The sequence below is a fragment of the Parafrankia irregularis genome, from assembly GCF_001536285.1.
GTDB lineage: Bacteria > Actinomycetota > Actinomycetes > Frankiales > Frankiaceae > Parafrankia > Parafrankia irregularis.
The window spans coordinates 85,827-107,528 of sequence record NZ_FAOZ01000028.1 but is presented as its reverse complement, the minus strand read 5'-3'; the positions used below and the strand labels follow the sequence as shown (position 1 = coordinate 107,528).

The 21,702-nt window shown below is 72.6% G+C and carries 22 protein-coding genes; 6 read left to right on the top strand and 16 right to left on the bottom strand.

The features are described 5' to 3' along the window. Position 1: 1 nt before the first annotated feature. From AWX74_RS29995 to AWX74_RS29980, 5 genes are all read left to right on the top strand, one after another. Entirely contained in the window at positions 2-718 is a 717-nt protein-coding gene (locus AWX74_RS29995; protein ID WP_091283687.1) for a cupin domain-containing protein, read from the top strand. Between the two features lie 149 nt (positions 719-867). Continuing rightward, positions 868-1,230: a rhodanese-like domain-containing protein gene (locus tag AWX74_RS29990; protein ID WP_091283685.1), complete on the top strand. Its 363-nt coding sequence runs from the start codon at positions 868-870 to the stop codon at positions 1,228-1,230. A 694-nt stretch (positions 1,231-1,924) separates the two neighbouring features. Beyond that, positions 1,925-2,293: a WhiB family transcriptional regulator gene (locus AWX74_RS29985; protein WP_054566071.1), complete on the top strand. Its 369-nt coding sequence runs from the start codon at positions 1,925-1,927 to the stop codon at positions 2,291-2,293. Between the two features lie 129 nt (positions 2,294-2,422). Then, positions 2,423-2,569: a hypothetical protein gene (locus tag AWX74_RS40270; RefSeq protein WP_165615830.1), complete on the top strand. Its 147-nt coding sequence runs from the start codon at positions 2,423-2,425 to the stop codon at positions 2,567-2,569. A 152-nt stretch (positions 2,570-2,721) separates the two neighbouring features. After that, entirely contained in the window at positions 2,722-3,273 is a 552-nt protein-coding gene (locus AWX74_RS29980) for a SixA phosphatase family protein (protein ID WP_091283649.1), read from the top strand. Positions 3,274-3,382: 109 nt separating this feature from the next. Here the strand turns inward: AWX74_RS29980 and AWX74_RS29975 are convergent, their stop codons facing one another. The 5 genes from AWX74_RS29975 to AWX74_RS29955 form a co-directional block, all read right to left on the bottom strand. After that, positions 3,383-3,574, bottom strand: a complete 192-nt coding sequence (locus tag AWX74_RS29975) for a hypothetical protein (RefSeq protein WP_369812870.1) — start codon at positions 3,572-3,574, stop codon at positions 3,383-3,385. Between the two features lie 69 nt (positions 3,575-3,643). Continuing rightward, positions 3,644-5,164: an alpha,alpha-trehalose-phosphate synthase (UDP-forming) gene (locus AWX74_RS29970; RefSeq protein ID WP_091283647.1), complete on the bottom strand. Its 1,521-nt coding sequence runs from the start codon at positions 5,162-5,164 to the stop codon at positions 3,644-3,646. Between the two features lie 457 nt (positions 5,165-5,621). Next, on the bottom strand, positions 5,622-5,885 hold the full coding sequence (locus tag AWX74_RS29965) for a hypothetical protein (RefSeq protein WP_006540381.1): 264 nt from the start codon (positions 5,883-5,885) through the stop codon (positions 5,622-5,624). A 101-nt stretch (positions 5,886-5,986) separates the two neighbouring features. Then, the gene (locus AWX74_RS29960; protein ID WP_226930959.1) at positions 5,987-7,273 is read right to left on the bottom strand and encodes a hypothetical protein; all 1,287 of its coding nucleotides are present in this window, start codon (positions 7,271-7,273) and stop codon (positions 5,987-5,989) included. Next, entirely contained in the window at positions 7,257-10,295 is a 3,039-nt protein-coding gene (locus AWX74_RS29955; RefSeq protein ID WP_091283644.1) for an FtsK/SpoIIIE domain-containing protein, read from the bottom strand. Before AWX74_RS29955 ends, AWX74_RS29960 begins: the two co-directional genes overlap by 17 nt. A gap of 312 nt (positions 10,296-10,607) precedes the next feature. On the opposite strand from AWX74_RS29955, the gene AWX74_RS29950 reads away from it, so the two are divergent. Further along, the gene (locus AWX74_RS29950; protein WP_091283642.1) at positions 10,608-11,138 is read left to right on the top strand and encodes a phosphatase domain-containing protein; all 531 of its coding nucleotides are present in this window, start codon (positions 10,608-10,610) and stop codon (positions 11,136-11,138) included. Positions 11,139-11,185: 47 nt separating this feature from the next. Here AWX74_RS29950 and AWX74_RS29945 read toward each other — a convergent pair whose 3' ends face one another. From AWX74_RS29945 to AWX74_RS29895, 11 genes are all read right to left on the bottom strand, one after another. Further along, positions 11,186-11,998 carry an ABC transporter permease gene (locus AWX74_RS29945; protein ID WP_091283640.1) on the bottom strand — a complete coding sequence of 271 codons (813 nt, stop codon included), beginning with the start codon at positions 11,996-11,998 and terminating at the stop codon, positions 11,186-11,188. Further along, positions 11,995-13,047, bottom strand: coding sequence for an ATP-binding cassette domain-containing protein (locus AWX74_RS29940; protein ID WP_091283638.1), 1,053 nt, complete (start codon positions 13,045-13,047; stop codon positions 11,995-11,997). The genes AWX74_RS29945 and AWX74_RS29940 overlap by 4 nt, the downstream gene beginning before the upstream one ends. 94 nt (positions 13,048-13,141) lie before the next feature. Then, entirely contained in the window at positions 13,142-13,768 is a 627-nt protein-coding gene (locus AWX74_RS29935) for a MerR family transcriptional regulator (protein WP_006540375.1), read from the bottom strand. Positions 13,769-14,135: 367 nt separating this feature from the next. Next, a complete protein-coding gene (locus AWX74_RS29930) occupies positions 14,136-14,621 on the bottom strand; it encodes a bifunctional nuclease family protein (RefSeq protein ID WP_006540374.1) in 486 nt (161 codons plus the stop codon). A gap of 158 nt (positions 14,622-14,779) precedes the next feature. Continuing rightward, on the bottom strand, positions 14,780-15,589 hold the full coding sequence (ftsR, locus tag AWX74_RS29925; RefSeq protein WP_091283637.1) for a transcriptional regulator FtsR: 810 nt from the start codon (positions 15,587-15,589) through the stop codon (positions 14,780-14,782). Positions 15,590-15,605: 16 nt separating this feature from the next. Next, positions 15,606-16,151 carry an FHA domain-containing protein gene (locus AWX74_RS29920; RefSeq protein WP_006540372.1) on the bottom strand — a complete coding sequence of 182 codons (546 nt, stop codon included), beginning with the start codon at positions 16,149-16,151 and terminating at the stop codon, positions 15,606-15,608. A 509-nt stretch (positions 16,152-16,660) separates the two neighbouring features. After that, positions 16,661-17,041 (bottom strand): glycine cleavage system protein GcvH, encoded by a 381-nt coding sequence (gene gcvH / locus AWX74_RS29915; RefSeq protein WP_035951388.1) that lies wholly within the window; start codon positions 17,039-17,041, stop codon positions 16,661-16,663. 40 nt (positions 17,042-17,081) lie between these two features. Beyond that, positions 17,082-17,855, bottom strand: a complete 774-nt coding sequence (locus tag AWX74_RS29910) for a DUF881 domain-containing protein (protein WP_242666476.1) — start codon at positions 17,853-17,855, stop codon at positions 17,082-17,084. After that, positions 17,852-18,202, bottom strand: a complete 351-nt coding sequence (locus AWX74_RS29905) for a small basic family protein (RefSeq protein WP_091283635.1) — start codon at positions 18,200-18,202, stop codon at positions 17,852-17,854. The genes AWX74_RS29910 and AWX74_RS29905 overlap by 4 nt, the downstream gene beginning before the upstream one ends. Continuing rightward, positions 18,199-19,077 carry a DUF881 domain-containing protein gene (locus tag AWX74_RS29900; protein ID WP_091283633.1) on the bottom strand — a complete coding sequence of 293 codons (879 nt, stop codon included), beginning with the start codon at positions 19,075-19,077 and terminating at the stop codon, positions 18,199-18,201. Before AWX74_RS29900 ends, AWX74_RS29905 begins: the two co-directional genes overlap by 4 nt. Positions 19,078-19,172: 95 nt before the next feature. Continuing rightward, the gene (locus AWX74_RS29895) at positions 19,173-21,689 is read right to left on the bottom strand and encodes a mannose-1-phosphate guanyltransferase (protein ID WP_091283682.1); all 2,517 of its coding nucleotides are present in this window, start codon (positions 21,687-21,689) and stop codon (positions 19,173-19,175) included. Between the last annotated feature and the right edge of the window lie 13 nt (positions 21,690-21,702).

Sequence of the window (21,702 nt, the reverse complement as noted above, 5' to 3'; positions counted from 1 at the left end):
GATGCCCCTGATCCATCCCGCCCTGCTCCAGTCGGTCCAGCCCACGTCGACGGCACCTGCCGCCATCCGGGCCGGCGTCCCGTTCGTGCCCGAGCGCTTCCTGGCCGACGAGCCGCGCGAGCTGGACCTGCCCGATCTGCGTGACCTGGTCGCCGGCCTCGCCGCGGCCGAGCACCTCTGGCAGCCACTGGTGCGCCACGATCCGCGACGGCGCTGGTACACACGCCTGGTCCTGTCCGGCGCCGTCGAGGTGTGGCTCATCGGCTGGTGCCCCGGCCAGCAGACGGACATCCACGACCACGGCGGCGCGCTCGGCGCGTTGGCGGTCGCGGCGGGCGTCCTGGACGAGGACGAGTGTGGTCGGGACTGGAGCATCTCCCGGACCCGCCAGCACGGCACCGGTGCGGTGGCCGGGTTCGGCACCGACCACGTGCACCGGATCGTGAACCGCGGCCAGCTGCGGGCGACCACCATCCACGCCTATTCGCCCCCCGAGCTTCCCCTGCGCTACGCGCCTCGCCAGCTCGCCTCTCTCGACCAGCCCGTACCGCTCGACCGGGCGGACGTCGCACAGCGCGGTGCCCGGTCAGCGGCCGTCGCCGCCGGTGCCGGCGCCGGGGCGGCACGGGTCACGACCGCGGCCCCGCCGACGACGGACCCGTTCGCGCCGCGGCCCCGTGCGGGCCACCCCCGCCTGACGTCCGGGATGTCGGTGTGAGCGACGGCGGTGTGAGCGACGGCGGTACGGGTGGCGGCGGCCCGGGTGGCGGCGGTGCCGGTGACGGTGGCGGTGACGGCGGCAGCCGCAGCACGGCCGGTGGCGGCCTCGGTGTGAGCAGTGGCGCGAGCGGCAGCCGTGTCGACGCGATGCTGGCGGCCGCGCGGGCCCGCCTGGATCGGCTCACGCCCGACGACGCTGCGGCGGCCGTCGCCGCCGGCGCCATCCTGATCGACATCCGGCCGGCCGCGCAGCGGGCGGCCGAGGGCGCGATTCCGGCCGCCGTGATCATCGAGCGCAACGTGCTCGAATGGCGTCTCGATCCGACCTGCGAGGCTCGGGCGGCCTTCGCCACCGGCGACGACATCAGGCCGATCATCATCTGTTCGGAGGGCTACACCTCGAGCCTCGCCGCGGCGGCGCTGCTGGATCTTCAGCTGACCGCGGCGACCGACGTGATCGGCGGGTTCCACGCCTGGGCCGCGGCGGGCCTACCGATCACCCGAGGCTGACGCCGGACGCCCAACGACGCCCGTACCCCTGTGTGGTCCTCAGCACATTTCGGCCCCCGCCGGCCGCCGATCTGAACTCCGGGACGGCGGCCAGCACCCCTTTACCTGCCGGCAACCGGAGCCCGACCCGGCAGCGGATCAGGTAGATCAGGCACCCCCATACGTCACGGCGGCCCCACCCGGCACCCAACAAACGATCTTGCTGACTACCCAAAAAGCCTGCGTGACAGGAACATTCGCAGACACGAGACCTGCAGCACACGTCGGACCAAAGCAGTTACATGGTTACGGGGAGCTTGAGAGGGTGAGACCCGCGGCCACGTCAGCCGACGGATCATCGACCTCCACAGAGGACCGGACGTGGGCGTTTCGGAACCCTTGCTATCCGCTCGAGAGAAGTCTACGTTCCTCGGTTAACGAGACGAGACGGGCCCGTTTCCGTGCGGGAGACCGGAACCTTCCGGTCGCACCACATGGACGGGCCCGGGGGCTCTCGGCTTGTAGCAGGTAGGCCCCACCACCAGTCCGGCGTCTGGCGCAACGCCGGGTATTGCCTGTCCGCAGCGCACCTGTCCGCCTTTGCAACGTCAGCAGGAGACGGTATGCCCACGATGCCCGGCATGCTACCGGTCGGTAGCCCCGCCGAACCCATGTCCCCGCCGCCGTCCGACTCGGTCCGGACGGAGGTCGCGCGATGAGCGCCGGTGTACCCGTTCTGCCTGGTCGGGATCTGCCGCCGCAGCCGTTCGGCGAGGGCTGGCCGGTCTACTGGCGCCAGGATGCCGCCTGCCGCGACGGCGACCCCGACGCCTTCTTCCCGCCGGACGGGCGTAACACCAAGGCCCGCGCCGCCGCCGAGTCCCGCGCCCGCAAGATCTGCTCCGGCTGTCCGGTCCAGCGCGCCTGCCTGGCTACCGCGATCTTCCGTCAGGAGGAGCACGGTGTCTGGGGCGGGCTGACCTCGGACCAGCGCTCGACCCTGATCCCCCGTGGCCGGCTGAACGCCGACGACGCGCTCGCCGCCGCCGACCGCCTGCTGCTGACGATCTCCGTCGCGAGCTGACCTCCCGGCTGGCCAGCCCTCGGCAGGCCAGCCCTCGGCAGGCCGCAGCACCGGCCGGCCGACCTTCCCGGCAACATCACACGCCCCGCGACATCACACGGCCCGATCACTTTGGATGGTGATCGGGCCGTGGTCGTCGTCCCGGCAGCTCCACCGCTGTGGGCACCGTATGTGGGCACCGCAACGGGCACCGCGATTGACGAGGACGTCCGGATGTCGGCAGTCTGCGAGTCGTCGCGGCGAACCTGGCTCGCGCGGGGAGCGTTCGAGCTGTGACGGACGGGAGGAGCTGACGTGTCCGGTGCCGACGGGGATCACGCAGGGATCACGGGCGGATGGCGTGACCCGGCCGCTGGCGGAACCACGCCGGCGTCACCGGGGCGGCCAACCCTCCACACCGGAGCCGCCACGCACGCCGGAGTCGCACGGTGAGACGTTCCCCCCGCCTGTTGCTGCTGCGGCACGCGAAGTCCGATGTGGCGACCGACCCGACGATGCGCGACCAGGACCGGCCGCTCTCGCCGAAGGGCCGTACCAGCATCGCGCTGATCGCCGACCACCTGGTCGCCGCCGGGCTGGAACCCGACCTGGTGCTGTGCTCCTCCGCGGTGCGCACCCGGGAGACGGTCGCGCATCTCGCACATGCCCTGCCGAGCAGCGTCCCCGTCCTGGTCGAGGACCAGCTCTACCTCGCCGAGGCGAACGACCTGCTCATGCGCCTTCGTCAGGTCGATGACGGCGTGCCCTCGGTACTCGTCGTCGGCCACAACCCGGGCCTGCACAGCCTCGCCATGGGCCTGCTCAGCCCGCCGGAGCGGCACCGGGTGCCGACCTTCCCGACGGCCGCGCTGGCCGTCCAGGACCTGACCGTGCCACGGTGGAGCGAGATCGGACCCGCCTCCACACGGCTGGTCGACTTCGTCACCCCACGCTCGCTGCGGGAGGCCGCCGGCACGCCCGAGCAGGCCACCGACGTCTGATCACGAACCTTGGCCGGGAGCCGACAAGGCAAAGCCGGCGCCAGGGCGGAGGCTCACCTCCGGTCCGGCGCCGGCCGGCCTGGCACGACGACGCGGGTGGGCCGGCGTTCTAGTAGGCCTGCTCCATGATGTTGGAGACCAGAGCCAGACCGGCACCGGCGACCAGCGCCACCGCCGTCCCGATCCACAGCGGCACCGAGCCGAGGATCAGCGCGAGGGTGCCCAGGACAAAGCCCACGATGAGGATGTACACCGCGGCCCAGGACCCCATGTTGGCCTTCACATGACCGGTATCCGACACGTCCACTCCTGTCTCGACCATGGCACACATGCCCGACCTCCCGCCGAGCGTACCCGCACGGGGCACGACTCAGCCGAATCCGGCCAGGTGACGCAGATCCACCAACTGGTCGTTGAGCCAGCGCCGGACATCGTGGGTGCGGACCTGCTCGGCCGCGGCCGCCAGCCTGCGGTGGCGTTCGTCCATGGGCATGACCAGGGCCTCGTAGAGGGCGTCGGCCATCTGCTGGACGTCGAACGGGTGCAGCGTCACGGCGAACTCGCCCAGCTCCTCGTGCGCGCCTGCCATCTCCGACAGGGCCAGCACGCCGCCGCGCCGGTTGACGATCGCCACCTCCTTGGCCACCAGGTTCATCCCGTCAGCGATCGCGTTGACCATCAGCACGTCGCAGATCGAGTAGGCGCCGACCGCGAGGGTGAAGTCCTCCACCATGCGCAGATCGATCGGCTGTCGCCCCTCCTTGGTGTGCCTCGCGTTGATCTCCGCGACGACGGCGCCGATCAGTGCGATGTAGTCGGCGTACTCCGGGACGTCCGTGCGGCTCGGCTGGAGCAGTGCCAGGAAGCTCACCCGCCCGACCAGCTCCGGATGCTGGTCCAGCAGCGTTCCGAAGGCCAGGAAGCCGCGGACCACGTTCTTGCTGGGGTCGGTGCGGTCGACGCGCAGCACCAGCTGGCGGTCGTCATCGAGGAAGACATAGCGCAGCATCGCGACGTGCGCGGCGACCTCCTCGCTGGCGAGGGTGGCGTCGAGCGCGGCCGGATCGACCGAGATCGGGTAGTAGCGCGCCCGCACCGTCCGGTCGTTGACCTGGACGGTCAGCTCGTCGAGGTTGATGGGCAGCCCGAGCAGCTCGCCGGCGCACAGGACGAAGTTCCGGGCGTAGCGGCGGGTGTGGAAGCCGACGACGTCGCTGCCGAGAAGACCACGCAGGAGACGTTCACGGATGTCACCCGGCAGCACCCGCCACTCGTCCGGACCCGGCCAGGGAATGTGGACGAAGTGGGTGAGCACGACGTCCGGGCACTGCTCGCGGACGTGCTCGGCGACCAGGTAGAAGTGGTAGTCCTGCAGCAGCACCAGCGCCTTGCCGCCACGTGACCGGACCTCGTCGGCGACCGCGTCGGCGTAGGCGCGGTTGACCGCCGCGTAGCCCCGCTCGAACGCGTCGTGCTCGGCGCGGGTGAGCACCGGTGCCAGCGACCGCCCGTACAGACCATGCTGGATGAACCACAGGATCGGGTTCGACCACACGCTGTAGAAGTCGGCGTAGGCGGCCGGGTCGGTCACCACCAGACGCACCCTGATCGACGGGCCGTCCGGGTCTCCCTCCACCGCGTGTGGGAAGGGCTGGGTCTGCACCAGGATCGCGCCGCCATCGTTCTCCGCGGCGACGGCGGCGTCCTCGGCGGTCGCCGCGCCACAGACCCAGACGGCGTCATCCAGATGCTCCGCCAGGCCGGACAGGGCGGAGACCAGCCCGCCGGCACCCCGGTTGACGGTTCGGCCGGACGTATCGCGATCGAAGCTGACAGGACCTCGGTTGGACAACAGAACCAGCGGGAGATCGAGCAGGTCGATATCCGACACGGCAGAAGGAGCCCTCCTGGTCGTCATGGTGCCCGGCTGTCGAACGGCAGGCACTCGGCCGGCAATGCGGACACTGTCGGCCGGAGCCCACCGAAGGGTCGGGCGCACGGGACAACCCGGACTGTAGTGAGCCTGGAAACCGGATGCACCGCGTCGCCGCGTGGCTGGAGAGGTGTTACCCGGAAATTCGTCCGGTCACCATATCCACACTGCCCGTGCAAGGATCGGCTTCGGTCGCGCCGAGGCGAGCCCGTTCGGCACAGTACTGCGCAACACCTGGTCAGACGTCCGCGGGCGATCCCGCCGAGCCGCCTGCGGGCCGGCGGGACCCGGTGACTGCCCGCAGCCGCGATGTGCCCTACGCCACGATGTGTTCCGCGCCACGTTTTCCGCGTGTTCCGCGTGTTCCGCCGAACGTGTTCCGCGCCGGACGCGATCGCGGCCTACTTTCTCCTGCCTACAGGGTGTCCCGGTAGACCTTGACCTCCTGGACCGCGGACCCTAGCGCCGCGAGCGCGTTCTCCAGGCTGTCGCGGGTCTCGACCAGGGCGCTGGTGAGCTGTTCGACGGCGAGGTGCTCACTGCCGTCGGTCGCCGCGACGACCATCGCCTGCGCCTCCTCGATCATGTTCAGCGCGCCCTCGAGCTGGCCCGTGACCTCCTCGGTTCGCCGGAACGCCTCGTCGAGCTGCGCCTTGACGTCGGCGATCGTCCCTGCCACCGTGCACTCCGTTCCTTCAGCCGATCAACGTTCCGCCAGCCGATCAACGTTCCGCCAGCCGATCAACGCCCCGCCCGCCCGGCGACGTCGCCGCCGGCCGCTCAGCTCCGCCTGCTCCGGCCGCCACCCGCCGGACCCGCACCCGTGCCTGTGCTCGCGCCGGCGCCCACGCCGAGCCCGAAGCGCATCGCGAGAGCGAGGCAGGCCAGGGCACCAATTGTCCCCGCCGGCTCGATCGGCACAAAACGGAAGGTCGCGAGAACCGCCACTCCCGCCGAGCCCGCCGCGAGCAGGGCCGAACGCGCGGCGGACACGGCGGACGCGTCCGCGCTGGCGACCACCGCCACGGCGCCGAGCGCCCCGGCCGCGACCAGGCAGGGCAGCGCCGACGCCTCCCCGAACACCCGGGCCGCCACCGTGAGCGCACCCGCAAGCACGCAGACCAGCGCCACGATCAGCCCGCTCGACCCGGTGGGGACCCCTTTGGTGACGGCCCGAAGCTCGGCGGAGCGGGACATCACCTCCAGGCACAGGCGGTAGGCCAGTTTCCTCGCCCGCTCCGGGTCGACGAGGTCGTCGGCACCGACGAGCCCGTCGACGGGTGCCTGCGAGCGGCCGCGGCCGCCCTTCCCGCGGCCGTCGATCCCGCCGCCATCGATCGAGGCCGCCGCGCCGAGCCGCTTCTCACCGGGGAGCGCGACGGCGGCGGGGGCACCGCGACCACCGCGACCGCGACCGCCGCGACCGCCGCCGAGCCCGTCCAGGTCGCCCGCGTACTGCTGGTAGACGGCCTCGACGTCGGGCTCGGTGCCCTCCCGCGGTCGCAGCTGGTCGAGGCCGTCCAGCCCATGCGATTCCAACGAGCCGCCGACCTGGGACCAGACCACGGCGACCCGGGAGCGGATGTCCTCGGCCGCGGCCCGGTGGCGACGGGCGAGGACGTCGTGGCCCTCCTGCCGTTCGGCCAGCCGTTGCGCGAGCAGGGCCCGCACCGTGTCGGAGGCGCCCATGAGCTCCCGGTAGCGGTTCGCGGCGACCAGGGGATGCTCGACCGACGCCGGTTGCCCGGTCGCCGGGGGAACCAGTGCCACCGGGTGGCTGCCCGGCGCCGCGGCGGCGGGCAGCGGCCTGGCGTAGCCGCCGGGCGGCTGGGCGAACTCCATCGCCATCGCGGCCGACGCCGACGCCGAGAACACCGGGGAGGGCACCGGCGAGGGCACGAGGTGCCGGCCCGGCAGCTCGGCGAGGCTGTAGGCGGACGCGTCGTCGGTCACCGCTCCGGGCTCCCCGTCGGTCACCGCGCCGGGGCCCTCGTCGTGTTCACCTCGCACGCCGTCCCTCCACCACTCGTCGTCGACCTCCGCCACCCCGTCAGACCGCCGTCCCATTGTCAGCACCGGACCGGGTCTCAAGGGGCGCGAAGGGGACAACCGTGCGTGGTTCGGCCTGGACGTGCCGGTCGAACAGCACGGCCCGGTTCGGGGTCGTACCGGCCGTGACCGGACGGTGCCCGGCCAGTCCGAACAGGTCCCCCCCGGGCAGCCCGGTGGCGACCCAGGCGGCGATGTCGTCCCGGTGCCCGGGCCCCAGGTCGTCGGCGAGCCGGGACGGGGCACGCCACCAGCCCAGCAGGTGCACCCCGGCCGCCGGGCCGCGACGCGTCAGGGTCCGCAGATCGTCCAGCCCGGACCGCCGCGAGGCGTCGTCACGCGCCTCCAGACCAGCCCGGCCCGCGTCCAGGGCGAAGACGACCAGCAGCCGGGTGGTCGACGCGGCACCACCCTGCCCGGCGAGCGCCGCCTCCTCGCGGGCGCGGATCTCCGCCCCCGCGGACGCGAGGACCCCCCGCAGGCCGGTCACGTCCGTCACATAGGTCGGATGGCCAGCGCGGCGCAACGCCGATGCCAGGGTCTCGGCGGCTGACACCGTGGCCGGATCCACCGCGACGATGTCGACGACGAGGCTGCCCGGCGCGGTCTGGGCACCGACGGACACCGCCGCCGCCTGCAGCATCCCGACCGCCTCCCGCCGCAGCGGGCCGAGCACCGCCAGATGACGGCCGGGCAGCCGGGCCAGGCGCACGCCCACCGCCGGAGGAGCGAGATCCAGCGGCACCCCGACGAACGCCAGCGGATCCCCCGCCGAGCCGTCGACCGAGCCATCCGCCGGGAGCAGGGCGGCGCCGGAGCCGGAGCCGTAGGCGGCGCCGCCCCCGGCGGGATCACCCGAGGCGGGCACCGGCCGGCCGGCCAGCGCCTGGAAGGCAGGGTTGTCCGTGAGGACGGCGGGAGCGTGGCCGACGAAGACCCGCGGTGGGCGCATCGCCGGAACCGCCCGGACCACCATCGCGCTCAGCTGGTCTCGCAGCTCGGCCAGCACCGCCGGGTCCGGGTAGGCCACGCGGACGTGCTCGTTGCCGACGGGGTGACCGTTGCGCCGGTTCACGATCGCCTCACCGACCCCGGACAGCGCACCCGCCGCCTCGTTCGCGGTCGACAGCAGCACCCGCGACTCGGAGATGGACGTCCGCAGCGCGACGCGCAGCGCGAACTGGCCGAAGATCGACCCCCGCTTGCCGGCCGTCGCGTCCAGCGCGTCGATACCGGACAGCGTCTGGCTGGCCAGCAGCAGGTGGATGCCGTAGGCCCGGCCCTGCCGCGCGAGCACCTCCAGCAGGGAGACCGCCTCCCGGGCGACCGTGTCGAGCGGAGTGAGCATCACCTGGAACTCGTCGACGACGACCACGACCCGCGGCCAGGGGGAGCTACGGTCCGCCGCGCGCAGCCCGCGCAGGTCACGGGCGCCCAGCGCGCGCATCGTGACGGACCGCCGCTGCATCTCGTTGCGGGCCGCGCGCAGCACCGCGACACCGAACTCGCGGTCACTCTCGATGCCGACGGTGTCCGCGTGTGGAAGGAAGAACGGGTCGCCCGGCCGCTGCGCGAACTGGGCGAACTCCAGGCCCTCCTTGAAGTCGAGCAGGTGGAAGCGCAACTGGTCCGGCCCGTAGCGGGCGGCCAACCCGTAGACCACGTCGAGCAGCAGCGTCGACTTGCCCGCCCCGGCCTGGCCACCGACGAGGCAGTGGACCGTGTCGTCGTCGAAGGTCAGCCCGACCGCTCCGTCGGGGCCGTGCGCGACCGGTACCGACACCCCGGCGGAGCTCTCGTACTCCCACAGCCCCGGAGGAAGCAGGCCGCCCAGATCCGGCCCGCGGACCACGGCCTGCTCCACCCCGGCGACCACCCGGGTGGTGACCTGGGCGACCACCGACATCGGAGGCGCGTCGTCCAGCGCGCAGCCGAGCAGGCCCGACATCGACGTCCGCCACCCGCCGGGCATGACCGCGCCGACGTCGCCCGGGTCCCCCTGCAGCTCCACCGCGGTCACCGTCTCGGCCCGGGGCAGGCTCGGCACCCCCCGGCCGCCCGGGGCGTCCGCGCCCTCCTCCGCCTCGACGACCGCGATGATGTGCACCCCGCAGGACGGCCCCTGGGCCGCCACCGCCTCCAGCGTGCGAGCGGCCTCGTCGGCCAGCGGCGGCAGGCCCAGCAGGATCAGCAGGCGCCAGGGCTCGCCGCGGGGCACGCCGGCGTCCTCCCGCTCGCGCAGCGAGTCGAACCGGCCGCCGAGACGGTCGACCGTGATGCGGCCGACCTCGGCGGACAGCTCCGCGAGGGCGGCCTCCAGCCGCGCCCGGGAGGTCAGGGTGGGCCCGACCACTCCGTGGGCGCGCAGCGGCGCGAAGCCCGCGAGCCCCGCGCCGAGCTCGTGCGGGTCGTAGACCGTGACCCGGACCGCGCCCGGCGACGCACTCGCGAGAACGCGGGTGAGCAGACCCCGGACGAGGCCCACGGCCTCACCGCGGCGCTCGCGGGTCGTGGTGATCTGGAGGTTCCCGGCGTCCAGCAGCGGCACCGCCAGCGGCACCTCGACGGGTCGCCCCCCGCGTGCCAGCGGCGGAACGAGGATGCGCCCGAGCCGCCACAGGCCGGGCTGCCCCCCAGGCCCGATCACGGGGCCACCGAGGCCGGCCGGACCGGCCACGCCCGCGGGGCCGGCCAGGCCGCCCGCGGGGCCGGCGGCAGCTGGGCCGGCGACGGGTGCGGCGACGGATGCGCTGTGCCACTCCGGTGCGTCCCAGCCGGCACCGGCGAACGCGGGCGCGTGGCGCCGCGCGAGCGACGCCGCCTCGCTCAGGGCGAGCCGGACACCCTCCAGACTGCCCGCGAGGTCGGCGGCCGCCTCGCTGATCGTCTCCGCGTCCAGCGTCACGGTCGCGGCGGACGGCCCCTCGCCGGCCTCGAGCCGCGCGGCCTGCTCGTCAAGCCGGTCGGCAAGCGAGAGGACCACCCCGAGGTTCTCGGAGATCCCGGAGACGAGCAGGCGCGCTCGCCGTGTGCCCGACACGCGACCTCCTCGCGACAGCTGTGCTCCGCGTCCGCGGCAGGCGGCCGACGGCCGTCGCCCCGCCGCCGTGCCCGAGACACCACGCTAGCGACCGCTCCGTCACATCGTGCCGTTTCACCACACGCCGGATCAGCGACCACCAGGGTGTCTCCGGCCCGTTCGGCGGGTTCCGCAGGGTGACCGCCGGCGACGAACTGGAACGTACCGGATGCTGGCAGGGAGACCGGCGCATTATCCACCGTGGCGCGGTGTTCAATGAGCAATGGCCCAGCGGAGATGCTGCGACGTGATTGCTGTACAGGAGGCGCAGAAGTGGCGGATCCGGGGCGCGTGTCCGACCTGGGCGTGGGCGCTCAGCATGCGGGCGAGCCACCGCTCGCGGTCATCGACGTGGACGGTGTCGTGGCGGACGTCCGGCACCGCCTGCGGTTCCTGCGGGCACTCCCGGGTGACTGGGAGGCCTTCTTCGCCGCCGCCGACGTCGACCCGCCGCTCGTCGAGGGCGTGGAGCTCGTCCGCACCCTCGCCCGCGACCACGAGGTGATCTGGCTGACGGGTCGCCCCGAGCGCTCCCGCGCCGCCACCGAGCGCTGGCTGCGTGCGCAGGGCCTGCCGGTGGGCGAGCTGCGGATGCGCCCGGACGCGGACCGGCGGCCCGCGCGGATCTTCAAGCGGTCGGAGCTGCGCCGCCTCGGCTCACGCCGCCGGGTCGCCGTCGTGGTCGACGACGACCCGGCGGTGGTGGAGCTGCTGCGCGCCGACGGCTGGCCCGTCCTGCGTGCTGACTGGCTCGCCTACGAGCCCACCCTGGGCAACGCCCAGAACGAGGAGGGGCGCACCTGAGGTGACCGGGCGGTGCGGAGCCGACCGGGCCGCGAGGTGGGCGGGCGTCAGTGGGCGGTGCCCCTGCGGTAGGCGCGGACGGCGAGCGGCCCGGCCACCACGAGGATTCCCAGGCACCAGGCGAGAGCCGCCAGCAGGTCCCCGGCCACCGGGCCCCCGAGGAAAAGGGCTCGCACCGCGTCGACGGTGCAGGTGACCGGCTGGTGCTTCGCGAACGCCTGGAGCCAGCCGGGCATGGATTCGACCGGGGCGAACGAGGAGCTCGCGAACACGAACGGGAAGATCCAGATCATTCCGCCCGACTGCGCGGCCTCCGCGCTGCCGACCGACATGCCGATGACCGCCGAGAGCCACGAGAACGCGTAGGCGAAGAGCAGCATGAGGCCGAACCCAGCCAGCGCGGCGGGAACCGTCGTGTTCCCGAACCGGAAGCCGACCGCCAGACCCACCAGCAGCATGATCAGAATGATGAACGCGTTGCGGACGAGATCCGCGAGGGTCCGGCCCGTCAGCAGCGCCGAGCGGCTCATCGGCAGCGCGCGGAAGCGGTCGATCAGGCCCGCCTCCTTGTCGGTGGCCAGCCCGATGCCGGTCATCATCGACCCGAAGATCACCGTCTGCACGAAGACGCCGGGCATCAGGTAGTCGACGTACTCCACCCCCGGACCGACGTTGATCGCGCCGCCGAAGACATAGGTGAACAGCAGGACGAACAGCACCGGCTGGATCGTCGCGAAGACCAGCAGCTCCGGCACCCGCCAGGTCTGGACGAGGTTGCGCCGGCACATCACCCAGGCGTCCGCGGCCTCCCAGGCGAGCCTGCCACGCCCGGGAACCGGGCTCAGGTCCAGAGTGCTCATGTCGCCACCAGATCCGACTCGTCGTCACCCGACCGCGGGCCGGGCGGCCGCACGGCGTCCTTCCCGCCATCAGCGCCGTCGGCGCCATCAGAGCCATCAGCGCCACCTGCGGCACCGTGACCCGTCAGGGCCATGAAGACGTCGTCGAGGGACGGCCGGTGAAGCCCGACGTCGACGATCGTGGCGCCGATCTCGTCCAGCGACCGCACCGCCTCGGCGAGCACGGCCGCGCCGGCGACCGGCACGGTCACCCGGCGTTCCTCGGCGGCCACGCCGGCCGGCCCCGTACCCAGCCGGCTTAGCACGGCCGTGGCGGCGTCGAGGTCGTCGCCAGGCGCGATCGTGATCTCCAGCCGGTCACCGCCGATCTGCCGCTTGAGATCGTCGGAGGTCCCCTCCGCGATCACCCGGCCGCCGTCGATGACGGACACCCGGTCCGCCAGCTGGTCGGCCTCCTCCAGGTACTGCGTGGTCAGCAGCACGGTGGTGCCCTCGCGGACCAGATCCGCGATCACGCGCCACATCGCCTGGCGGCTGCGCGGGTCCAGGCCGGTGGTGGGCTCGTCCAGGAACAGCACGGCCGGAGCCATGATGAGGCTCGCCGCGAGGTCGAGACGGCGGCGCATGCCGCCCGAATAGGTCTTGATCTGCCGCCGCGAGGCCTCGGTCAGCTCGAACCGCTCCAGCAGCTCGATCGCGCGGGCCCGCGCCGTGCGGGCCCGCAGGCGGTACAGCCGGCCGAACATCTCCAGGTTCTCCAGGCCGGTCAGCCGCTCGTCCACGGCCGCGTACTGGCCCGTCAGGCCGATGCGTGGCCTGACCCGCTCCGGATGGCGCAGCACGTCGACGCCGAGCACCTCGGCCCGGCCGCCGTCGGCCGCGAGCAGCGTCGACAGAATCCGGACGGCGGTCGTCTTGCCGGCCCCGTTCGGGCCGAGGACACCGTGCACACTGCCGACGCTGACACTCAGGTCAAGCCCGGCCAGGGCCGTATGTCGGCCATAGTTCTTGCGAAGGCCCTCGACGAGGACCGCTGTCTGATCGGTCACAGGGCGAAGGTACGCCAGGGCACCGACAGTTCTCGAGCGAGTTTTCGCTGTGGCGGGCCGCGGACCGCGGCCGGCCGCCGAGGGTCTCGGGCTCTCAGGCCGAGCTGCGCCGCCGTCGCCGGTGCGCCAGCTCATCGCCCGGATGGGCCGCCGCCGGCTGCCCAGGGCGCTCACAGGGCAGTTCCGCGAGCTGACCGCGCATGTCCTCCAGGGCCCGGCCCACCGCGATGGCGAAAACGCCCTGGCCGCCCCGGACGAGATCGATGACCTCGTCGTCCGAGGTGCACTCGTAGACGGTCGAGCCGTCGCTGATCAGTGTCAGGTGGGCGAGGTCCGCCACTCCCCTGGTCCGCAGGTGCTCCACCGCCGCCCGGATGTTCTGCAACGACACCCCGGCTTCCAGCAGCTTGCGGACGACCCGCAGCACCAGCACGTCCCGGAACGAGTAGAGCCGCTGGCTGCCGGACCCGCTGGCACCCCGCACGCTCGGCGCCACCAGCCCGGTCCGGGCCCAGTAGTCGAGCTGGCGGTAGGTGATACCCGCCGCCGCACAGGCGGTGGGCCCCCGGTAGCCGACATCATCCCCCGGCGGCTGCGGTATCTCGTCGCCGAAGAGCTGCCCCTGCTCGATCATGGTCGCCTGCTCGTCGTCCCCCCAGTGGGGATCCGCATCGTCCGGCGCCACCCGCGCGGCCGCCCCGATCGAGGTGCCACTCTTCACCAGTCCCATCCTCCGGACAGTCCGGGAGCCTCACGGCCCGCCCGCCGACGATGCCGCACACCGTCACCGCCGCCGCGCCGAGGCGCGTCGCGCAGCCCGACGCGCCGCGACATGAGCGCGCGCTCCCCTGCGCGGCGGTGAACCCCGGTGCCCCGCCAACCACTGGCTCGGCAACCGGTTCGCCCGACCGTAGGGGCGGGGCATCGTCCCTTCAATGATCCAAGCCGGCGTGTCCGTCGTCCAGTGGACATGCGGGCGTCAAACAGCGGAGTTCGGGTTTATTTTGGCGAAACACCCGCGATCGGGACACATCGGACGGGGGCTCGGCCATGGCCGCGACCGGCGGGCCGGCCGAACCGACCGATGATCACGAGCCCGGCGTGTTGAAGTCCTCCGGCGAGATGGTGTCCAGGAACTCCCGGAACTTCTCCAGCTCGCTCTCCTGCTCCTGTTCCTGCTCCTCCGGGACCGTGATGCCGGCCTCCGCCAGCACCGCCTCCACGCCGTACACGGGCGCGCCCATCCGCATGGCCAGGGCGATCGCGTCCGAGGGCCGGGCGGAGACCTCGACCCCGTTACCGAAGACCAGGGTGGCAAAGAACACGCCGTCCTGCAGGTCGGTGATGGTGACCTGGGTCAGCTCCGTCTGCAGGGCGCGCAGGACGTCCCGCATCAGGTCGTGGGTCATCGGGCGGGCCGTCGTGATGCCCTCCTGGGCGAAGGCGATGGCTGTGGCCTCGACCGCTCCGATCCAGATCGGCAGGTACCTCTCGCCTCCCACCTCCTTGAGCAGAACGATCGGCTGCTTCGACGGAAGCTCGACACGCACGCCGACGATGTCCAGCCGATGCACCGATCTACCTCCTAGCGCAGGTGGGGCAGGGTGGGACGCTGTGACCGGAGCCGGAAAACCCCACGAGGAGACAGTATCCCCGCTACCGCCCCGCGTCAGCGCGCCCGCCGGTTCTCACTTTCCGTACGGACTCGCACCATGTGCGTAGTGGGTATGTGCTACCCCGACCGGCTCGCGGCAAGCCGGGTACGCAGCAGTGCGGCATGCATGCGCACCAGCAGCGTCGCAAGCTCGTCGACGGTCTGCGCGGCGCGCCCGTCGGACTCTCCCAGCCGCCCGGAGCGCAGCGGTGCGACAGCGGCCTCGATGAGACCTGCCTCACGGTCCGCCGCGGCACGGGCGGCACGTAGGTGGCGCACCTGGACGCCGTGCGAGGCGAGCAGGGCCACGGTACGGGCCACCAGCAGTGCGTCGGAGTCGTAGTACCCGCCACCGGCGATGGGCCCGACAAGCCCGTTACCCTCCAGCTCGGCGAGGACGTCGTCGTCCAGGCCGCTGGCGGCCAACAGCTCCCGGCGCGACAGACGGACCCGCTCGGCGCCGATCAGGGCGTCCAGGCCATGCCCGACAGGGCGGTCCGGGACGGCCCGAGGCCCCGGGCGGGGCAGCGCGGTGTCGCCGCGGTCCAGCGCGGCCAGCTCTTCCTTGATCACCCGGAGTGGGAGGTAACGCTCGCGCTGGGCATGCAGAACATGCCGAAGCCGCAGAACGTCGTCCAGCGAGTACTTCCGGTAGTTGGAGCTGGTGCGTGCCGGCTCGACCAGCCCCTCGGACTCCAGGTAGCGGATCTTCGAAAGGGTGATGTCGGGGTACTCGGCTCGCAGCCGGTCCAGGACCTCGCCGATGTTCAGTGTCTTCGCGGCGTCCTCGGCCCGGGCGGACGGACTGCGCCGGGCCACGCCCGGCCTGAACTCCTCCGCACGGCCCGACGGGCGCATCGACTCCGCCGCGGCGCCGCCGCCGCTCACCGCGCCGTACCCCCGCTCACCGGACGCCGACCCCGCCGTAGGTAGCACCGGTCAGGAAGACCAGGCGGAACTTGCCGATCTGGACCTCGTCACCACCGGTCAGCTCGGCGGAGTCGATCCGCTCGCGGTTCAGGTAGGTGCCGTTGAGACTGCCGACGTCACGAACGGAGAAACCCTTCGTGTAGGGCGAGCGGTGAAACTCGGCATGCCGGCGGGAAACGGTCACGTCGTCCAGAAAGATGTCGCTCTCCGGATGGCGCCCGACCGTGGTGAGGTCCGCGTCCAGCAGGAACCGGCTACCCGCGTTCGGCCCCCGCTTGACGACAAGCAGGGCTGAACCCGGCGGAAGCGCATCGACCGCGGCGACGGCGTCGCGCTCGGTCGAGTCGTCGACATGGTCGCCCTCGATACCGGAGAGGGCCGCGGCAAGGTTCAGGGTCGACGTCTGCTCCGCGGGTCGCTCCGGCGCCACGGGCTCGCCCGGACGTACCAGAGGCGACCCGCACCGCGCGCAGTACAGCGCGTCGGACGGGTTCTGCTGGCCGCACCTCGTGCAGAACACAGTCTCGTCCGCTTCCTGCCGGTCGCCCGCAACGCACGCGGGTGGCCGGCCGCTCGGTCCGCCGCCCTCGCGGCGGCTGGAGTGGTGCCCGACAGGGGTGGACCCGAAGTACCCGGCGAAACCCGAGGTACCCGAGCCATCACCGCACGCGGACGGTCGAACGCGGCAGTGGCCGCACCCGATCCCGTCACGGCGCACTCCGAGGCTAGTGCATCAGGAGCACCGTCGTGAAAAGGATGCGTCGGGCGATTGTTCGGCGTGGCGTCACCGGACGCATGCGGCGAGCGCAGGCCGCTTGACAATCCGCTCGCGCCGACATATCGGACAGATAGCCACAGCACCGACGATGAGCGCCACTCCGAGCAGCTATGCACGGCCGACTCATGACCGGCCTGCCACGATGCGTGTACGGATCGCCTGACTTTTCCGGAAGCCGGCCTGCTGAGCCTTCTCCGTCTCACTTCTGTCGGGCGCTGTCGCGGCAGGCCGGAACCAGCGACGGAAAGGACTCACTGCTCCTTGACGTGGTCCCGGTACTGCGCCGCGTCGAGGAGCTCGTCGAGCACCGACGGATCCGCCACCGTGACCTCGACCAGCCAGCCGTCGCCGTACGGGTCCGAGTTCACCAGCTCCGGAGCGGAGGACAGCACCTCGTTGCGTGCGGTGACCGTGCCCGAGACGGGCGCGTAGATGTCCGACACGCTCTTGGTCGACTCGACCTCGCCGCACGGCTCACCCTCCGAGACCTCCTCCCCGACCTCGGGCAGCGAGACGAAGACGATGTCACCCAGCGCCTCCTGGGCGTACGCGGTGATACCGACACGCACCCGGTTCCCGTCGGCCCGGGCCCACTCGTGCTCACGGGTGTATTTCAGGTCGTCGGGATACAGCGCAATCGCCTCCTGGGTCGTGGTGTCGAACACCGGCCGATCAGTCCGCCGGACGGGCGAAACGGGGGCTCGGCACGGTGCGCAGGGCCCCGATCTCGATCCGGTCGGAGTTCGTGATCTCGGCCTGCGCGCCATCCCGGGTAGCTACCGTATCGAGCACCCCGCCGGGGATCCGCATCGCCTGGGCAAGTGTGTGCGCTTCCCCGATCACGCGCAGCACGTAGGGCGCGGCGACCGTGGCGCCGTCCACCGTCATCCCCCCGCCAGGGGCGTCGATGATGTAGGTCGAGGCCACGACGCGCACCCCGGACAGCTCGATGGCCTCGGCGCCGGCGTCCCGCAGCTCCTGGAGCGCGTCAACGAGGATCCAGGCGTCGACGTTGCCGCGCGGGTCACTGACCGTGAGCGTGAGGCCCGGCCCGGTGACCGGGGCTGTCCCCGCGAGCACCGCCAGCGTGTCGGCCTCCTGACGGGCCCGGTCGAGCTCGGCCTGGGCGCGGCCGTCGTCCGCGAGCGCCGCTCGGGTCTCCTGCAGCCCGCTCGCCTCGACCTGTAGCCGCTGCCCACCGATCGAGAGGCTGTCCAGCCGGCTCGCGAGCTCGTCCGGACGCACCCGGGCGAGATGGTCCGCCGAGTCCGCCGATCGGATCACGACGGTGACCCCGAACCCGAGCAGCGCGAGCATCAGGATCGACGCAAGCCGAACGAGCCGAAACCGGGAACCGCCGCCCGGTGTCCCGTTCCCGACAGTCGGGGAGGCGACAGCCGGGGCGGGCGGGGGCGGGGCGGGCCCGACCACACCGTCTGTCGTCACGACTTCAGCACCAGACGGCGAATCGTGCCGGCGTTCGTGAAGATCCTGATCCCGAACACGACGAGCACCGCGGTCGAGAGCGCACCCCCCACACCCAGCGCGTCGCCCAGAGCGACGAGCGCGACCGCCAGCACGACGTTCGACAGGAAGGACACGACGAAGACACGGTCGGAGAAGACACGTTCCAGCGCCGCGCGCAGCCCTCCGACCGCGGCGTCGACCGCGGCCAGGACAGCCACCGGCAGATACGGATCCAGCCACCCGGGCGGTTGCGGTGTGGCCAGCAGCCCGGCGAGGACTCCGACGACGATCGCGACCAGGCCGGTGATCGCGGCCGCACGTGTCATGATCCACTCCCTCGGGCGTATCGGAGGCTGGGGTCCGCGGCCGCCGGCAGGGTCACCGCGCCGAGCCGGGCGATTGTCACCGCGTCCGGTGGCGCGCCGGCCCGGGTACGCAGCCGCACGGTGACCGGCGCGGCCGACACCCGGGACACGATCGCCGCGGAGTCGCCGATGGCGTCGAGGACGTAGGGCGCCTCGACCGCGCTGAGCCCCACCAGGATCGCGTCACCCGCCGCGCGTACCGCGCTCAGGGCGGTGAGCCGAACACCGTTGACCGCCACCGCCTCGGCACCCGCGCTCCACAGCAGGTTCACCATGTCGGCCAGGTCGTGGTCGGCGAGCCGGCCGCCCGGCGTCAGCTCCGCCGTCGGCCGCGGGTTCCCCGCGTCCGCGGGCGGGCCGGCCGCCGGGTCGGTGAGGGTCAGGCGCACCCCCGGGCCCCGGGCCGCCGCCAGCCCCGCCGGAGCGGCCAGCGCGCCGATCCGTGCGGTGGCGGTGTCCCAGGCGTCGTCGGCGGACCGCTGGCGCGCGCGCAGGTCCGCGATGGCCGAACGCAGCTCACGCACGTCGGCGGCCAGGTCGTCCCGGTTCGCCGAGCGCGTCTCGTACTCGGCGCTCAGCCGCGCCTGCAGCCGCTCCCCCGCAGGCAGCGCCGCCATCCCCTGGCGGATGGTCAGTGCCGTCAGCAGCCCCGTCAGCAGCAGCGCAAGCGGCATCGCGAGCGAATGCCAGCGGTTGCGCCGCGCGCGACGAGACCCCCGCCGACGCCCCGGGCGGGCGGGTGGACGACCCGCCGACGCCTGCGCGTAGCCCGGATCGAGCGCCGTCGCGGCCACCCGCTCGAGCGCCGTCTGGGTCCGTGCCTGCACACCCGGCATTCTTGCCGATGCCCGAACCGGAGCCGTGACCTCCCCGCCGCGTTCCGCGGCCTCCGCCCCGCGCCGGCGGACCGCCACGGCTCCCGGCCGACCGGTCAGCGCTGGCCGGTGGTGGCCTCCACCGGGGGTGTGGCCTCCACCACGGCGCTCCAACGGCGGAGGAGCCGCTGCGCGTCACCCAGGTCCGCGGCCTCGGCCCACAGGTGGGTCACAGCCTCGGACGGATCCGGCAGCACCAGCGCCCACGAACCATCCGGGTTCACGACCCGCACACCATCCGTCGTGTCCACCTGTGTCCCGGAGTCACCGCCGACCGACTCGACGACGCGGCGCATGACCAGTCCCTTCTCCGCCCACGGCGTGGGCACCGAGGACCGGACCATCGCCACCGGCGGGATCCGCGCGTCGATCGCGCTCAGAGTGAGCCGGGTCCGCGCGACCAGCGCGACCAGCCGGATGAACGCGGCGAGACCGTCGATCACCGGCGCGAACTCGGGAACGACGAACCCGCCCTTGCCGTCGGCCGCGAACACGACCCGCTCGTCCTCGGCGACCTTGGACAGCCCCGCGCCCGACATCGGCATCCGCCGCACGGTCAGCCCGTGGAACCGGCTGACCTGGTCGGCGACCCGCGTGGTGGCGACCGGCACCGCGACGGTGGCCCCGCGGTTCTCCGCCGCGACCAGGTCGAGCATGACCAGCAGCGCCCGCTCGTCGCTGATCAGGTCACCGCGCTCGTCGACGATCGTGATCCGCTCACCGATGTGGTCGAACCGGACCCCGAAGGCGGCCCGCGAGCTCGCCACCAGCGCGCCGAGCCGGTCCAGAGCCCGGCGTTCCTGCGCCGCGCCGCGCTCGGGGTACGTCTCGTCCAGCCGGCCGTTGACCGTCAGGACATCCACGCCGAGCCGGCCGAGCAGCGTCGGCAGCAGCAGCGACGCCGCTCCACCGGACGGGTCTACGACCACCTTGAGATCAGCCTCGGCCAGCCCGCTGGTGTCGACCCGGTCCAGCAGATCCTGGCTGTAGACGTCGGCCGTGCGCGCGGGGAAACGCAGGTCACCGATCTCGCCGGGGAAGGCCCGGCGGAACTCCTGCCGGCTGAAGACCCGGTCGAGCTTGCGCTGCGCGGCCGGCGAGAGGTCGTGGCCGTCCGCGTCGAGGAAGACGATGTCGATACGTTCCGCGTCGCCGGGCTTGGAGCGCAGCATGATGCCGCCGGCCGCGTCGGAGGTCCGCACGTCGAACCGCGCGACCGGCAGCGGGGCCACCTCCAGGTCACGGACGTTGATCGCGCCCGCCGTCAGCGCGCTGATCACCGCGCGCTTGAGCGCTCGGGCGGCCCGGGAGCCGTCCCGGGCCGTCGTGACGGTGGAGCCCTTCTTCAGGGTCGTCGCGTAGGCGCTGGCCAGCCGCACCACCAGCTCGGGCGTGATCTCCGCGTTGACCAGCCCGGAGACGCCGCGCGGCCCGAACAGCGAGCGCTGCCCGCGCGACTCCCAGATCACGCTGGTGTTGACGACCGCGCCGGCCTCGATCGTCTTGAACGGGTACACCTTGACGTCGTGGGAGACGAACGCCTCCTCCTGGATGACGCACTCGTCCCCGATGACCGCGCCCTCCTCGATACGCGCGGCCCGCAGCACATCGGTGCTCTTGCCGATCACACAGCCGCGCAGGTTCGTCCGCGGCCCGATCAGCGCGTTGTCCTGGACGACCGCGCGGTGCAGGAAGGCGCCGCGCTTCACCACCACGTTGCTGCCGAGCACGGTGAACTCGCGCAGTTCCGCGCCGGCCTCGACCTTGCTGTAGTCACCGACCATCAGCGGGCCCTTGAGGACCGCGTCCGGATGCACGTCCGCGTCCTCGCCGATCCACACGCCCGGGGAGAGCTCGAAACCGCCGATCTCGACGTCCACCTGCCGGTTCAGCACGTCGGCCTGGGCCCGCTGGAAGCTCGCGATGGTGCCCACGTCCTCCCAGTAGCCGCCGGCGACGTAGCCGAATACCGGGGCACCGGCCTCGACCAGCCGCGGGAAGACGTCCCCCGACCAGTCGACCGCCTCGCCCGCCGGGACGTACCCGAGCACCTCCGGCTCCATCACGTAGATGCCGGTGTTCACCGTGTCCGAGAACACCTGGCCCCAGGTCGGCTTCTCCAGGAAGCGGGAGATCCGCCCGTCCTCGCCCGCGATGACGATGCCGAACTCCAACGGGTCCGGCACCGACTTGAGCGCGACGGTGACCAGCGCGCCCTGCTCCCGATGAAAGGCGACGAGGTCGGTCAGGTCGATGTCGGTCAGCGCGTCACCGCTGATGACGAGGAACTGCTCGTCCCGCAGCGCGTCCTCGGCGTTCTTGACGCTGCCGGCGGTACCCAGCGGGGTTGTCTCGGTGGCGTAGGACAGGTGCATGCCCAGTTCGTCACCGGACCCGAAGTAGTTCCGGATCATCGCCGCGAGGAACTGGACCGTCACGACGGTCTCGTCGAACCCGTGCCGTTTGAGCAGGCGCAGGACATGTTCCATGATCGGCCGGTTGACGACCGGCAGCAGCGGCTTCGGCAGGTTCGCGGTCAGCGGCCGCAGCCGGGTGCCCTCGCCGCCCGCCATGACGACGGCTCTC